General features: G+C 70.9%; 12 protein-coding genes and 1 tRNA gene. 6 read left to right on the top strand and 7 right to left on the bottom strand.

Going from position 1 to position 15,138, the window contains the following annotated elements; translation table 11 throughout:
- The first annotated feature begins 1 nt into the window (after window position 1).
- Window positions 2-922, top strand: a complete 921-nt coding sequence (locus tag ABZ862_RS09595) for an SDR family oxidoreductase (RefSeq protein ID WP_360955015.1) — start codon at window positions 2-4, stop codon at window positions 920-922.
- A gap of 111 nt (window positions 923-1,033) precedes the next feature.
- Here ABZ862_RS09595 and ABZ862_RS09600 read toward each other — a convergent pair whose 3' ends face one another.
- Window positions 1,034-1,936: a hypothetical protein gene (locus ABZ862_RS09600; protein WP_360955018.1), complete on the bottom strand. Its 903-nt coding sequence runs from the start codon at window positions 1,934-1,936 to the stop codon at window positions 1,034-1,036.
- Window positions 1,937-2,254: 318 nt separating this feature from the next.
- Here ABZ862_RS09600 and ABZ862_RS09605 point away from each other — a divergent pair, with 318 nt between their 5' ends.
- Both ABZ862_RS09605 and pepN read left to right on the top strand, forming a co-directional pair.
- Window positions 2,255-2,623, top strand: a complete 369-nt coding sequence (locus ABZ862_RS09605) for a chorismate mutase (protein ID WP_360955021.1) — start codon at window positions 2,255-2,257, stop codon at window positions 2,621-2,623.
- A gap of 195 nt (window positions 2,624-2,818) precedes the next feature.
- Window positions 2,819-5,299: an aminopeptidase N gene (gene pepN / locus ABZ862_RS09610; protein WP_360955024.1), complete on the top strand. Its 2,481-nt coding sequence runs from the start codon at window positions 2,819-2,821 to the stop codon at window positions 5,297-5,299.
- A 70-nt stretch (window positions 5,300-5,369) separates the two neighbouring features.
- Here pepN and ABZ862_RS09615 read toward each other — a convergent pair whose 3' ends face one another.
- A complete protein-coding gene (locus tag ABZ862_RS09615) occupies window positions 5,370-7,178 on the bottom strand; it encodes a 5'-nucleotidase C-terminal domain-containing protein (RefSeq protein ID WP_360955027.1) in 1,809 nt (602 codons plus the stop codon).
- 163 nt (window positions 7,179-7,341) lie between these two features.
- Here ABZ862_RS09615 and ABZ862_RS09620 point away from each other — a divergent pair, with 163 nt between their 5' ends.
- Together ABZ862_RS09620 and pyk are read left to right on the top strand one after the other, a co-directional pair.
- Window positions 7,342-8,055, top strand: a complete 714-nt coding sequence (locus ABZ862_RS09620) for an SIMPL domain-containing protein (RefSeq protein WP_360955030.1) — start codon at window positions 7,342-7,344, stop codon at window positions 8,053-8,055.
- 135 nt (window positions 8,056-8,190) lie between these two features.
- A complete protein-coding gene (gene pyk / locus ABZ862_RS09625; RefSeq protein WP_360955033.1) occupies window positions 8,191-9,627 on the top strand; it encodes a pyruvate kinase in 1,437 nt (478 codons plus the stop codon).
- Window positions 9,628-9,695: 68 nt separating this feature from the next.
- Here pyk and ABZ862_RS09630 read toward each other — a convergent pair.
- A tRNA-Leu gene (locus tag ABZ862_RS09630) sits at window positions 9,696-9,778 on the bottom strand.
- Window positions 9,779-9,878: 100 nt separating this feature from the next.
- Here ABZ862_RS09630 and ABZ862_RS09635 point away from each other — a divergent pair.
- Window positions 9,879-10,562 carry a response regulator gene (locus ABZ862_RS09635; protein ID WP_360955036.1) on the top strand — a complete coding sequence of 228 codons (684 nt, stop codon included), beginning with the start codon at window positions 9,879-9,881 and terminating at the stop codon, window positions 10,560-10,562.
- Window positions 10,563-10,644: 82 nt separating this feature from the next.
- Here ABZ862_RS09635 and ABZ862_RS09640 read toward each other — a convergent pair whose 3' ends face one another.
- The 4 genes from ABZ862_RS09640 to ABZ862_RS09655 are packed head-to-tail and all read right to left on the bottom strand — an operon-like array spanning window position 10,645 to window position 15,048.
- On the bottom strand, window positions 10,645-11,361 hold the full coding sequence (locus ABZ862_RS09640; protein ID WP_360955039.1) for an ABC transporter ATP-binding protein: 717 nt from the start codon (window positions 11,359-11,361) through the stop codon (window positions 10,645-10,647).
- Window positions 11,358-12,284, bottom strand: coding sequence for an ABC transporter ATP-binding protein (locus ABZ862_RS09645; RefSeq protein WP_360955042.1), 927 nt, complete (start codon window positions 12,282-12,284; stop codon window positions 11,358-11,360). The genes ABZ862_RS09640 and ABZ862_RS09645 overlap by 4 nt, the downstream gene beginning before the upstream one ends.
- A 5-nt stretch (window positions 12,285-12,289) precedes the next feature.
- Complete coding sequence (locus ABZ862_RS09650; RefSeq protein WP_360955045.1) at window positions 12,290-14,110, bottom strand: branched-chain amino acid ABC transporter permease; 1,821 nt, start codon at window positions 14,108-14,110, stop codon at window positions 12,290-12,292.
- A gap of 5 nt (window positions 14,111-14,115) precedes the next feature.
- On the bottom strand, window positions 14,116-15,048 hold the full coding sequence (locus ABZ862_RS09655) for a branched-chain amino acid ABC transporter permease (RefSeq protein WP_360955048.1): 933 nt from the start codon (window positions 15,046-15,048) through the stop codon (window positions 14,116-14,118).
- Window positions 15,049-15,138 lie beyond the last annotated feature (90 nt).

Here is a 15,138-nt window from a genome sequence, read left to right on the forward strand (position 1 = left end):
CATGACCGGACTCAGCGCGGACCGCGTCGTCGCCGTCACCGGTGCCGGACGCGGCCTCGGGCGGGCCCACGCCCTGGCGTTCGCCGCGGAGGGAGCCAGGGTCGTCGTCAACGACCTGGGCGTCGGCCTCGACGGCACCCCCGGCTCCCGCGCCACCGGCTCCGGCGGCCCCGCCGACCTGGTGGTGGCCGAGATCCGCGAGGCGGGCGGCGAGGCGACCGCCCACAGCGGTGACATCGCCACCACGGAGGGCGCCGCCTCCCTGATCCGCACCGCCCTGGACACCTACGGCAGGTTCGACACGCTCGTCAACAACGCCGGGTTCCTGCGCGACCGCATGCTCGTCAACCTCGACGAGGACGACTGGGACGCCGTCGTACGCGTCCACCTCAAAGGACACTTCCTGCCCCTCAAACACGCCGCCGCGCACTGGCGGGCCGAGACCAAGGCCGGACGCACCCCTGTGGCCCGGGTGGTCAACACCAGCAGCGGAGCAGGCCTGCTCGGCTCGGTGGGCCAGGGCAACTACAGCGCGGCCAAGGCCGGCATCATCGGCCTCACCCTGGTCGCCGCCGCCGAACTGGCCCGCTACGGCGTCGCGGTGAACGCCGTGGCGCCCGCCGCGCGCACCCGTATGACGGAACGCGCCTTCGCCGACACCATGGCCGCCCCCGGCACCGGCTTCGACACCATGGCCCCGGAGAACGTCTCCCCTCTCGTCGTCTGGCTGGGCTCCGCCGCCAGCGCCGGAGTGACCGGCCGGGTCTTCGAGGCGGAGGGCGGCCGTATCACCGTCATGGAGGGCTGGCACCCCGGCCCCACCACCGACCGAGGCACCCGCCACACCCCGGCGGAGGCCGGCGAGACGGCACGGGAACTCCTGTCGCGGGCGGTGCCCCCAGGCCGGGTCTACGGCACCTGAGCGGCGTGGCCCGCCAGGTGAGACACCCCGGGGGCCCGCCTCCCCGCCCCCTCCCCACCCCCGCAACGTCCTGCCTCCCCGCCCCGCCCCACCACCCGCCCGGGGCACGGCCTACGTGTCGCACTCCAGCACCGTCCGGCACAGCCCGCAGCGGGCCCGTACCCGGCCCTGTACCGGGACGCGGATGCGCTGCCGGCAGGTCGGGCACGGGAACGACACCCGGAGCGGGCCCCGGTCCCCGGCGGTGAAGCTGTAGGGCACCCCGGGCCGGGGGTCGCCGGCGGAGGGGCAGGGGTCCAGGGCGTGGCGGCGGTCACGGGCGTAGCGGCGGCGGCCCGCCCAGCCGGCCGCCGTCAGCGGAGGCTGCTGCTCGTCACGGCGGGCCTGGGCCATGCCCTTCACATAAGCGGTGTACGCCTGTGGGCTGGTGAACCAGACCGACGGGTCCTCGGCGAACACCAACGACCGCTTGGCCAGCACGTACCCGAACTCCTCCGGCGTGAGATAGCCCAGCTTCTGCGACGACGCCGCGTCCTCCCGGTAGGCGTCGAGCAGCAGCCAGCCCGCGCCCAGGTACGTGGCCGCCGTGTCCGTGAGGATCTCGTTCTCCGCCGTCGTCGGAAAGGCGAGGTCCGCGCGGTGCAGATAGACATGCGTCACCTCATGGGCCAGAGCCGCGCCGATGTCCCTGCGGTGGGTGCGGAACCGGTCGTTCAGTTCCACGAAGTACTCCGGCCCCGCCGCGAGTTCGACGTTCGCCGCGTGCGTCATCTCACGGAAGCCGACGATCAGCCGGGCGTCCGGCAGCCGGAAGTGCCGGACGATCTCCCGGGCCACCCGCTGGGCGCCCAGATGCAGTTCGTCGGTGTCGCAGAAGGCCACGTCGGCGGGCGCGACGCTGGTCGAGAAGGTCTGGACGGTGTCGTACGACAGACGTCTGTAGAGCGCGGTGATGGCGGCCCGCACCGTCTCCAGATGCGGGTAGCCGTGCACGACCGGTCCGCCGTCGGCCACGTCCGTACCCCCAAAGACGCCTGAACTCGATTCCACTGTAGGCAGAGACGAGGAGATTCTCGCCGGTCGGTCGCCTCCCTCGGTCGGCCGTCCCGTACGAGCCGGATGACTTGTACGAGCCGGTTGTCCTGTACGGCCGGATGTCTTGCACGCGGTGGTGTCCGTCGATGGTGGAACGCGTGCCGCCGACGGCCGGTTCCCCCCGCACGATCCGTTCACCCCGACGGAGCAACGCCCCGGCCGCCCCGCCCCCTCCCGCACGCCCCACCCGGTACCCCCGGCCGTCGTCCCGCCCCCCACCCCATAAGGTGGGCCCCCATGACCACCAGCAACACCGGTACCGGCCCCGGAGACGACGTCGACCCGGCCGTGCGCCAGGAGCTCGCCAGACTGCGCGAGAGCATCGACAACATCGACGCGGCCGTCGTCCACATGCTCGCCGAACGGTTCAAGTGCACCCAGCAGGTCGGCCACCTCAAGGCCGCGCACCAGCTGCCGGCCGCCGACCAGGCCCGGGAGGCCCGCCAGATCGCCCGGCTGCGCTCCCTCGCCGAGAACGCCAGACTCGACCCCGCGTTCGCCGAGAAGTTCCTGAACTTCATCATCGCCGAGGTCATCCATCACCATGAACGCATCGCCGAGGACGCCGGCAACCACGCACCACCGGCGGACGGGCACACCGCGTGACACCCACCGGACCCTGATCCCCGCCCCCGGACCAACCGCCTCCTGAACCCGGTCCCCGACCCCCGGTCCCGGCCCGCACGCCGCTCACGACCCCGGCGGACCGCGCCCGCGTCCGCGCCCGCGCACCAGCGGATAATTCGGCGCGTACCGGTCCGCCCCTGTGCCGTGCCGGTGGTATCAGGCAGCATGTCGTGCATGTCCGTACTCACGCGCGACGAAGCGCAGACCCGTGCCAGGCTCCTCGACGTACACCGGTACACGATCGACCTCGATCTGACGACCGGGGACGAGACCTTCGGCTCCCGTACCGTCATCCGGTTCACCGCGCGTGCCGACGCCGACACGTTCATCGAGCTGAAGCCTGCCGAACTGCGCTCCGCCACCCTCGACGGGCAGCCCCTCGACACCGCCGCGCTGGACGGCAGCCGGCTGCCGCTGACCGGTCTCGCCGCGGGCGAGCACGAGCTGCGCGTGGACGCGGTCATGCGCTACTCCCGCACCGGCGAGGGCATGCACCGCTTCACCGACCCCACCGACGGCGAGACCTACCTCTACACCCAGCTGTTCATGGACGACGTGCAGCGCGTCTTCGCGGCCTTCGACCAGCCCGACCTCAAGGCCGTCTTCGAGGTGACCGTCACCGCCCCGGAGGGCTGGAGCGTCCTCGCCAACGGCGTCACCGAACACCTGGGGGAGGGCCGCTGGAAGGCCGCGCCCACCCCGTTGATCTCCACCTACCTCGTCGCCGTCGCCGCCGGCCCCTGGCACTCGGTGCGCACCGAGCACCGCGGCCTGCCCTTCGGCCTGCACTGCCGCCGCTCCCTCGCCCCCCACCTCGACGCCGACGCCGACGAACTCCTCGACATCACCCGCGCGTGTTTCGACCGCTACCACGAGAAGTTCGAGGAGCCCTACCCCTTCGACTCCTACGACCAGGCGTTCGTCCCCGAGTTCAACGCGGGCGCCATGGAGAACCCCGGTCTGGTCACCTTCCGCGACGAGTTCGTCTTCCGCTCCGCCGTCACCGACACCGAACGCCAGGTCCGCGGCATGGTCGTCGCCCACGAGATGGCCCACATGTGGTTCGGCGACCTCGTCACCCTCACCTGGTGGGACGACATCTGGCTGAACGAGTCCTTCGCCGAGTACATGGGCTACCAGACCCTCACCGAGGCCACCCGCTTCACCGACACCTGGACCGACTTCGGCGTCTCCCGCAAGTCCTGGGGCTACGACGCCGACCAGCGCCCCACCACCCACCCCGTCGCCCCCGAAGCCGTCGACGACACCGCCTCCGCCCTCCTCAACTTCGACGGCATCTCCTACGCCAAGGGCGCCTCCGCGCTGCGCCAGCTCGTCGCCTGGCTCGGCGAGAAGGACTTCCTGGCCGGCATCAACGCCCACTTCGCGCGCCACCGCTTCGGCAACGCCGCGCTGGCCGACTTCATCGACTCCCTCGCCGGTGCCACCGAACGCGACGTGCACGCCTGGGCGGACGCCTGGCTGCGCACCACCGGCGTCGACACCCTCACCCCGCGGATCGCCCCGGGCGGAAACGGCGTCTGCGCCCTCACCGTGGAGCGCACGGGAAGCCGCCCGCACCGTATCGCCGTGGGCCTCTACGACGAGGACCCCGACGAGGGGCGTCTCACCCTGCGCCGCCGCGTCGGCCTCGACGTGCCGCAGACCGGGCCGCTGCCCATCGGCAAGCGCCCCGCGCTGGTCCTGCTCAACGACGGCGACCTCACCTACGCCAAGATCCGCTTCGACGGCGCCTCCTTCGACGCCGTCCGCACCGGTCTGTCCGGCCTGCCCGAACCGATCACCCGCGCGGTCGTGTGGAACGCGCTCAGGGACGCCGTCCGGGACGGCGAACTGCCGCCCGGCGCCTATCTGGAGGCCGCCCGCGCCCACCTCCCGCGCGAGACCGACCTCGCCGTCGTCCAGGGTGTCCTCTCCTTCGCCTCGGCCCAGATCGCCGACCGCTACCTGGACCCCGGGGACCGCCCCGCCGCGCTCGCCACCCTCCGTGCCCTGTGCCGCGACCTCATCCGCCGCACCGAGGACGGCGACCACCCCGGCCTGCGCCTGATCGCCGTACGCCACTTCATCGACGCCGCCGCCCTCCCCGAGACCATCGCCGCCTGGCTCGCCGACGGCACCGTGCCCGGCGGGCCCGAACTCGACCCCGAACTGCGCTGGCGGGTGCTCAGCCGGCTCGCCGTCCTGGGCGCCGTCGACGAGGCCGCCGTGGCCGCCGAACTCGACCGCGACCCCAGCGCCACCGGCCAGGAGGGTGCCGCCCGGTGCCGCGCCGCGCTGCCCGACGCGGACGCCAAACAGCGCGCCTGGGAGGCGATGTTCACCACCGACGACCTGTCCAACTATCTGTTCACCGCCACCGCCCGGGGCTTCTGGCAGCCCGAACAGGCCGCCCTGCTCAGCGCGTACGTCCCGCGCTTCTACGAGGACGTGGTGCCCCTCGCCGCCCGGCGCGGCCCCGCCATCGCGGAGGCCGCGGGCCGCTGGGCCTTCCCGTTCCACGCGGTCGGACCCGAGACCCTCCGGCTCGGCGAACAGACCCTCCGCGACGCCGGCCCCACCCCCGCACTGCGCCGCAGGCTCGCCGACCAGCTCGACGACCTCGCCCGCGCCCTGAGGATCCGCCAGGCGTAGCAGGCGGCCGCGGTCCTCGCCCCTCACCACCGGGGCGAGGACCGCCGGGAAGGCCCGGCCGGCCGCGGCACTAGAACACCGGCGTGCCGTCGCGGGTCAGCTTCCAGTCCGCCGACGCGAAGTCCTTCGGGTCCAGGACACCCTTCGCGGTCACCCACTCCGCGATACGGGTGCGGATCTCCGTGGACTCCGACCACACCTCGGTCGCCGACGCCACGTACGGGAACGCGCCGCCGCCGTTGGCGCGGTAGTTGTTCACCGCCAGCACGAACTGCCGGCCGTCGTCCAGCGCGGCGCCGTCGTAGGTCAGGTTCTTGATCCGTGAACCCGCCGCCTGCGCGATGTCGATGTCGTACCGCAGGCCCGACACGTAGTCGTAGTTGTAGTCCGGGCGGCCGTTCGCGTTCGTCAGCTTCTCCGTGTCGATCACCGTGCCGGCCGCCGTCTGTACGAAATACTCCGCCGAGTACTCCAGATACGCACGGATCTGAGCGCCCGTCATGAGTTTCGCGACCAGCGTGTTGTCGTACACGTACAGCCCCGACAGGTCCTTGACGGTCACCTTGCCGGCCGGGATCTCCGAGGTGCGGGAGAAGGGCGACGCCTGGGCGATCACGGGCAGCGACGCGTACTGCGTGCCCGCCAGCGCCGCCCTGACCACGTCCTCCTGCACCTTGGTGATGAGGTCGATGATCGGGGCGTCCTTGTAGCGCGCCTCGACCGTCGTCAGCGTGACCGTCGCCGTGCCGACCACCTGATTGACGTACTCCACGACCTTCGCGTGCTCGTCCGTCAGCAGCTTGGTGATCTTCGGGTCGTCGGCCACCGTGCGGGAGTCGCGCAGCGAGGCGGACACCGACTCCACCGTCCACCGGCCCTTCTCCAGAACGAGCTCGAAGTCGAACAGCGTCAGCCGTTCGGCGTAGCAGAGCGGTTCGGACAGGACGACCGTCTTTCCGGTCTGGTCGTTGACGACCTTCAGTTCCGGGATCTCCAGGTGGGCGTGCCCGACCAGGATCGCGTCGATGCCCGGCACCTGCTTCGCCACGTTCGCCGCCGCGTTCTCGACGTACGGCACCTGGTCACTGTAGGACGACGTGCCCGACGTGCCCGAGTGCGCCGACACGATCACCACGTCCGCGCCCATCGACCGCAGCTTCGGCACCCACTTCGCGGCCTGCTCCTCCAGACCCGGGAACGCCAGCTTGCCCTGCACGTACGCCTTGTCCCAGATCGCGATGCCCGGGTTGGTCAGACCCAGCACGGCCACCTTCACCGGCGGCGCGCCCGGCACGTGGAACTTCTTGACGAAGTACGGCGGGAACGCCGGCCGCAGCGTCTTCGCGTCCACCGCGTTCGCGCCGAGCAGCGGGAAACGCAGCTGGGACTCGAACTTCCGCAGCGTCTCGATGCCGTAGTTGAACTCGTGGTTGCCGAGCGCGGCCGCGTCGTAGCCGATGGCGTTCATCGCCTGCGCCATCGGGTGCACCGGGCCGCCCGCGGCGGTGATCGGGTCGACCTTCGCGTAGTAGTACGTCAGCGGCGTGCCCTGGATCGTGTCGCCCGCGTCCAGCAGCAGCGTGTTGCAGCGGCCCTTCTCCTTGCGGACCTGGTTCACCAGCGTCGAGATGCGGGCCAGGCCCTGCGCGTTGCCCGCCTTGTCGGAGTACTCCGCGTCCTTGAAGTAGTCCCAGTTGAACACGTGCCCGTGCAGGTCCGTCGTGCCCATCACCGTGAGCGAGTACCGCCTGGGCGGCTTCCGGTGCGCCGGCGCGGTCTCCGCAGCCTGCGCCGCCGGAGCGGCCGCCGTCCCCGCCAGGGCGACCCCGGCCCCGGTCACGGCGGACTTCTTGAGGAACTTCCGGCGGTTGAGTGGCATGTCTCGTTCTCCTGGTGGGGAAGAGGGGCGTGAACGGTCGATGACGCGCGTAGATTCTGACCCGGTCATGACCGGCGGCAACAGGTCCGGCAGGTTGCGATTGGGTGACCTGGAAGCACAATTGACGCACCGTAAGCAGTCAAGGCGTGACAGAGTAGTGCGTATGACCATCCCTGCCGATGAGCCCCGGGCCGCCGCCACGCCGTACGGCACCCCGGAGGCGCCCCGTGTCGCCGTCCGCGGGGAGGCGCACCTGGAGGTGGAGCCGGAGATCGCCCGTATCGGCATCAGCGTCGCCGCGCGCGGCAAGGACCGGCGTACGGCCCTGGAGGACCTCACCCGCCGCAACGCGGCCGTCCTCGAACTGGTCACGTCCTACGGGGAGGCCGTGGAGCGCCTGGAGACCGGGCACTTCTCCCTCACGCCCGAACTCACCGCCCGCGGCCGCGGCGAGCGCGTCCGCACCTACCACGGCGCCGTCCGCCTCACCGCCGAACTCGCCGACTTCACCGCCCTCGGCGAACTCACCACCCGGCTCGCCGACCTGGAGCTCACCCGTGTCGACGGCCCCTGGTGGGCGCTGCGCCCCGGCTCACCCGTCCACCGGAAGGCCCGTCAGCAGGCCGTCCGCGAAGCGGTCCAGCGGGCCCGCGAGTACGCCGAGGCGCTCGGCACCTCGCTCGCCGCGCTCGTCGAACTCGCCGACATCGGGGCGGAGAACGCCGAGCCGTACGGCCGCGCACCCGGCCGGATGCGGGCCATGGCGGCACCCGGCGCCGCCGGTGAGGCGGCCGCCCCTCTCGCTCTCGAACCCGAGCGCCAGCACGTCCGGGCCCAGGTGAACGCCCGCTTCACGATGGTGCCGCCCCAGCTGTGAACGCGGCGCCCGATCTGCTCATCGGAGCGCCGTTTCGCACACTTCAGCGGTTGTCAATAACCCTTCACGCAAAGGTTGTTGGGCAGTCATGTGCCGCCGGGCGGCTACCCGCTGGTAAGGGCATAGGGTCGAACCATGCGCCGAGCAAAGATTGTTTGTACCCTGGGGCCAGCCACCGAAACATATGACCAGATCAAAGATCTGGTCGCCGCCGGCATGGACGTGGCCCGCTTCAACCTCAGCCACGGCGGCTACGCCGAGCACGAGGACCGCTACCAGCGCGTACGCAAGGCCGCGGACGAGTCCGGCCGCAGCGTGGGCTGCCTCGCCGACCTCCAGGGCCCCAAGATCCGCCTCGGCCGCTTCACCGAGGGTCCGGTCCTCCTCGACCGCGGGGACACCTTCACCATCACCGTCGAGGACGGCGTCGAGGGCGACCGCGACATCTGCGGCACCACCTACTCCGGGCTCGCCGCCGACGTCACCCCCGGTGAGCGCATCCTCGTCGACGACGGCAAGGTGTGCCTCGAGGTCACCTCCGTCGACGGCCCCCGGGTGCGCACCACGGTCGTCGAGGGCGGCGTCGTCTCCGACCACAAGGGCCTCAACCTGCCCGGCGTCGCCGTGTCGGTCCCCGCCCTCTCCGACAAGGACGAGGCCGACCTGCGCTGGGCGCTGCGCATGGGCTTCGACGTCATCGCCCTGTCGTTCGTGCGCAGCGGCCGCGACGTCCAGGACGTCCACCGGATCATGGACGAGGAGGGCCGTCGCGTCCCCGTCATCGCCAAGGTGGAGAAGCCGCAGGCGGTCGACGCGATCGACGAGATCGTCGCCGCCTTCGACGGCATCATGGTCGCGCGAGGCGACCTCGGGGTCGAGATGCCCCTCGAACAGGTCCCGATGGTCCAGAAGCGCGCGATCAAGCTCGCCCGGCGCAACGCCAAGCCGGTCATCGTCGCCACCCAGATGCTCGACTCGATGATCGACAACTCGCGGCCCACCCGCGCGGAGGCCTCCGACGTCGCCAACGCGGTCCTCGACGGCACGGACGCGGTGATGCTGTCCGGCGAGACCAGCGTCGGCAAGCACGCGATCGAGACGGTGCGCACCATGTCCCGCATCGTGACGGCCGCCGAGGAGGACCTGCTCGCCGGCGGCCTCGCCCCGCTCACGGAGAGCAGCAAGCCCCGCACCCAGGGCGGCTCGGTGGCCAGGGCCGCGGCCGAGCTGGGGGACTTCCTCGGCGCCAAGTTCCTGGTCGCCTTCACCCAGTCGGGCGACACCGCCCGCCGTCTCTCCCGCTACCGTTCCCCGATCCCCGTACTGGCCTTCACCGCGGAGCCCTCGACCCGCTCGCAGCTGAGCGTGACCTGGGGCGTGGAGACCTTCCTCGGCCCCCGTGTCGACTCGACCGACGCCATGGTCGACCAGGTCGACGAACTGCTGCTGAAGTACGGCCGCTGCGAACGGGGCGACACGGTCATCATCACCGCGGGCTCCCCTCCCGGCGGCCCCGGCACCACCAACCTGGTCCGGGTCCACCACGTGGGCGAGGACGACCACCGGGAGTAGCGCCGTCCACCGTCCGGACACGGACAAGGAAACGGAGGATCACCCCGGGGTGATCCTCCGCTTCGACGTGCCGGGTGCGGGACTCGAACCCGCAAGCCCTTTCGGGCAGATGTGTTTGAGACATCCGTGTATGCCATTCCACCAACCCGGCAGGACGGGCCTCCGGAAGCATACCGGGTCACCGCGGGCGCCCGCCTCTAGGTAGGCTTCATTAGCGCACAACCCGGCCTGCTCGCACCAAGGAGCCCCCCGTGACCGCCCCCGAGTCCCCTCAGCCCGCCGACGAGCCCCACGACGACAAGTCGCACGTTCCTCCGCTGACGACCCGTGTCGTCATCGCCGAGGACGAGGCCCTCATCCGGCTCGACCTCAAAGAGATGCTGGAGGAAGAGGGCTACTCGGTCGTGGGCGAGGCCGGCGACGGCGAACAGGCGGTCGAGCTGGCCCGTGAGCACCGGCCGGACCTGGTCATCCTGGATGTGAAGATGCCCAAGCTCGACGGCATCTCCGCCGCGGAGAAGATCGCCGAGGAGCGCATCGCCCCCGTCCTGATGCTGACCGCGTTCTCGCAGCGCGACCTCGTCGAGCGGGCCAGGGACGCCGGCGCCATGGCGTATCTGGTCAAGCCCTTCAGCAAGAGCGACGTCGTCCCGGCGATCGAGATGGCGGTGTCCCGGTTCACCGAGCTCAAGGAACTGGAGAGGGAGGTCGCCGACCTCTCCCAGCGGCTGGAGACCCGCAAGCTCGTCGACCGGGCGAAGTCGGTCCTCCAGACGGAGTACGGGCTGACGGAGCCGGCCGCCTTCCGGTGGATCCAGAAGACCTCCATGGACCGCCGTATGTCGATGCAGCAGGTCGCCGAGGCCGTCATCCAGGACAGCAAGGAGAAGAAGGCCGCCAAGGCCGACAAGGCGGCGAAGGCCGACAAGGGCTGATCCGGACCCGGACACGCCGAGAGGCCCGCGCCCCGGGAAAAAAGGGGTGCGGGCCTCTCGGCGTGTCCGGCCGGCGGGGTGCTCAGTCCTCGCCGAGGTACGCCTTGCGCACCGACTCGTCGTGCAGCAGGTCCTGGCCGGAGCCCGACAGGACGATGGAGCCGACCTCCATGACATGCCCCTGGTCGGCGAGCGAGAGCGCCGCCTGCGCGTTCTGCTCGACGAGCAGGATGGTCGTGCCCGTGGACTTCAGCTCGGCGATGGTCGCCATGATCTTCTGCATCATGATCGGCGACAGACCCATGGACGGCTCGTCCAGCATCAGCAGCTTCGGCTGGGACATCAGCGCCCGCCCCATGGCCAGCATCTGCTGCTCACCGCCGGACAGGGTGCCCGCCGCCTGCCTGCGCCGTTCGCCCAGGATAGGGAAGAGGTCGTAGGCCCGCCGGATGTCCTTCTCGATGCCCGGCCGGTCGCTGCGCAGGAACGCGCCGAGGCGCAGATTGTCCTCGATGCTCATGCGCGGGAAGATGTGCCGCCCCTCGGGGGAGTGGGCGAGCCCCAGCGAGACCACCTGGTGGGCCGGGACCTTCTTCAGCGATCTGCCGTTGAACCTGATCTGTCCGCCGACCGGCTTGAGCAGGCCGGACAGCGTGCGCAGGGTCGTGGTCTTGCCCGCGCCGTTGGTGCCGATCAGGGTGACGACCTGGCCGGCCTCGACCGTGAACGAGATGCCCTTGACGGCCTCGATCTTGCCGTAGGCGACCCGGAGGTCCTCGACTTCGAGCAGTGCGGTCATCGGTCGTTCTCCTTGCCGGACCCGGCGTCCGTCGTCGGCTCGGCGTGCGGGGCCCCGGCGTGCGCCTCGGCCGCCGCGACCTCGGCCGCCTCCTCGCCGCCGGGCGCGTTCTCGAAGGGCTCGCCGAGGTACGCGGCGACGACCCGCTCGTCGCCCTGCACGGTCGCGCTGTCGCCCTCGACGAGCTTCTCGCCCTGCACCAGGACGGCGACGCGGTCGCAGAGATTGAAGATGAAGCGCATGTCGTGCTCGATGACGAGGACGGCGATGCCCTGGTCGCGGATCGCGAAGACCAGTTCCTCGGTGGTCCTGGTCTCCTGCGGGTTCATACCGGCGGTCGGCTCGTCCAGGAGCAGCAGGCCCGGCTCGCTGGCCAGCGCGCGGGCGATCTCCAGCTTGCGCTGCTCGCCGTAGGGCAGGTTGCGGGCGAGGTGCTCGGCCTTGCCGGCCAGGCCCACGAACTCCAGCAGCTCCATGGCGCGGGCCCGGGACGCCGCCTCCGCGCGATGGAAGCCGGGGCCGCGCAGCAGGGCCGACCAGAGACCTTCCCTGGTGCGGGTGTGGCGGCCGACGAGCACGTTCTCCAGGACCGTCATGTTCGCGAACAGCCGGATGTTCTGGAAGGTGCGGGCGATGCCGGCGGCGGTCACCTTGAACGACTTGGGCGGCAGGACGCTGCCCTTGTACCGGACCTCGCCCTCGGTGGGGACGTACAGACCGGTCAGGCAGTTGAAGAAGGTCGTCTTGCCGGCGCCGTTGGGGCCGATGAGGCCGACGATCTCGCCGCTGTTGACGGTCAGGTCGACATTCCGTACGGCCGTCAGACCGCCGAAGCGCATGGTGACGCCGCGGGCGTCGAGGACGACCTCGCCGGGAGCGGAGGCGCCGGGTGCGGCGTCCTTGGGGGTGGTGTCGGTGGTCATCGTGTTCAGGACCCTGCCTTGACGAGGACGGCGGGCGCTTCGGCCTCTTCGTGGAACTCGAGCTGACGGCGCCGGTTGGGGATGAGGCCCTCGGGACGGAAGCGCATCAGCAGCACGAGCGTGACGCCGAAGGCGAAGAGCTGGTAGTCGCCCAGGAACTGCAGCTTGGCCGGGATCAGGTACAGCAGGGCCGCGCCGACCAGCGGCCCGGAGATGGTGCCCATGCCGCCGAGGACGACCGCGGCCAGCAGGAACGCCGAGTTGGGCGGGACGACGTGGGCGAACTGGTACTGCTCCGGGGTCACCGTGTAGGTGACGTGGGCCTGGACGGAACCGGCGAGACCCGCCAGGCAGGCGCCCAGCGCGAAGGCGATCAGCTTGACGCGGAAACCGTTGATGCCCATGGCGAGCGCGGCGGTCTCGTCCTCCCGGATGGCGATCCAGGCACGGCCGATGCGCGAGTCGCTGCTGCGCCGGAACACCACCACGACGATGAGGGTGATGAGCAGCATCAGCAGGAAGTAGTTGGCGAACCGGCCCACCGTGGTGCCGAACAGGGTGTGTTCCTGGCCGAAGTCGAAGCCGAGGATGTCCAGGTTCGGGATGGAGGAGATGCCGTTGGAGCCGTTGGTGACGTCCGGGCCCGAGGTGCCGTCCATGTTGAGGACGGTGATGCGGAAGATCTCACCGAAGCCGAGCGTCACGATGGCGAGGTAGTCGCCGCGCAGCCGCAGCGTCGGGGCGCCGATGAGGACGCCGAAGACCATGGCGACGGCGGCGCCGGCCAGGGCGGAGGCCCAGAACGGCCACTGCACGTGCAGCGGGGAGGACGGCGAGCCGGAGACCAGGGCGGCGGTGTAGGCGCCGACGCCGAGGAAGGCCACGTAGCCGAGGTCGAGGAGGCCGGCCAGACCGACAACGATGTTCAGGCCGAGGGCGACGGTGGCGAAGATCAGGATGTAGACGCCGATCGTCGCGTACTGGTCGTCGGACTGGGTGAACGGGAAGGCCGCGGCGGCCAGGAAGGCGCCGGTCATGGTGATGTTGCGGTGCCGTGCGGTGATCGCCGAGACCCGGGCCACGAGCCCGGCCTTGGAGAGGGCGGCGAAGCCGAAGCCCGTGGTGATCAGGAAGCCGATGAACAGCTGGTCGTACTGGGTGCCGATGCCGTAGGTGAACACGGTCAGCCCGGCGGCCATGGCCGCCACGATGACCAGGATCTCGGCCCACACGGGCAGTTCCGGTGCCGGTGCGGGGGTCTTGGCGGCGAAGGCGGCCTTGAAGACGTTCTGGTTGTGCCGGGCGTTGTGCCGGAACTGCTCCCAGCCGGTGTCGTCGGGGTCGGTCAGGTCGGGCGCCGGGCGCTCGTAGGGCAGGGCCAGCGCGCCGACGACGGCGGCGAGCGTCGCGACGGCGACGACATAGCCGCCCGGCTCCAGGTTCACCACGCCGCCGAGCTTCACGCTGATGGCGATCACCGTGTACCAGGCGGTGGTGAAGGTGCCGAGCGCGGCGAGCTTCAGGGCGGCGTCGGCGCTGCCGGGTGTCAGCGGGGCGAGAGCCTTCACGCCGTAGGAGGCGAGGCCGAAGAGGGTGGTGAGGATGCCGCCGATCAGGACCAGGACCTGGAGTCCGCCCGGGTAGCCGTAGACGGTGAGGTCACCGGGGAAGTCCGCGGTCCAGGTCCAGGCGAGGAACGTGGAGACGATCGTGAGGACGGCGCCGCCGGTGGCCAGGGCCCTGCCGACCGGGGCGGGCAGGCCGACGAGTCCGGACGGGACGGCCGCGGGGGCGCTGGGGGTGGGTGCTGCGGTCTGTGTCGTCATCGTTGTCACGCCCTGTCGGCCACGCGCTCACCGAGCAGACCCTGGGGCCTGAACAGCAGCACGAGGATGAGGAGTACGAACGCCCAGACGTCTGCCCAGGACTGGCTGCCGAACTTGTCCATCCCGGGGATGTCCGCGATGTAGGCGGTGGACAGGGCCTCGGCGACACCGAGGACGATGCCGCCGAGCATGGCGCCGTAGATGTTGCCGATGCCGCCGAGAACGGCCGCGGTGAACGCCTTCAGGCCGAGGATGAAGCCCATGCGGAAGTCGATCTGGCCGTACTTGAGACCGTAGGCGACGGAACCGACGGCGGCGAAGGTGGCACCAAGGGCGAACGCGATCACGATGATGCGGTCGGTGTTGATGCCCATCAGCTTCGCGGTGTCCGGGTCCTGGGCGGTGGCCTGCATACCGCGGCCGGTGCGGGTGCGGGTCACGAAGTACGCGAGGAACGCCATGCTGACCGGGGCCGCGACGAGCAGGAAGATGTCACCGGTCTGGATGGTGACGTTCCCGATGTCGAACGGGCCGCCCGGGATGCTCGGGAAGGTGCGGGCCGACTTCGCCTGCGGGTACCAGGCCCAGACGGCCTGCTGAAGGGCCAGCGACAGCCCGATGGCCGTGATCAGGGGCGCCAGGCGGGGCGCGGTGCGCAGGGGGCGGTAGGCGAACCGTTCCGCGCCGACGGCGATCGCGACGGCGACGATGATGGCGCCGACGAGCATCAGCGGCAGGGCCACCCACATGGAGGTGCCGTCGGGAAGGGCGTACGCGTAGACCGTGAGCGCGCCGAACGCGCCGGTCATGAAGATCTCGCCGTGGGCGAAGTTGATGAGCTGGACGATGCCATAGACCATCGTGTAGCCGATGGCGACCAGGCCGTACATGGATCCAAGTAGCAGGCCGTTGACCAGCTGCTGCGGCAGTTCGTTCACCGCATGTCCTCCGAGACGGTCGGAAAGTGCGACGGATGGGGCCGGATGCGGGTCCGCGCGGGGCGCCAGTGGAACAGCGCCCCGCGCGGC

The sequence above is a fragment of the Streptomyces sp. NPDC047000 genome (genome assembly GCF_040644295.1).
Classification (GTDB): Bacteria; Actinomycetota; Actinomycetes; order Streptomycetales; family Streptomycetaceae; genus Streptomyces.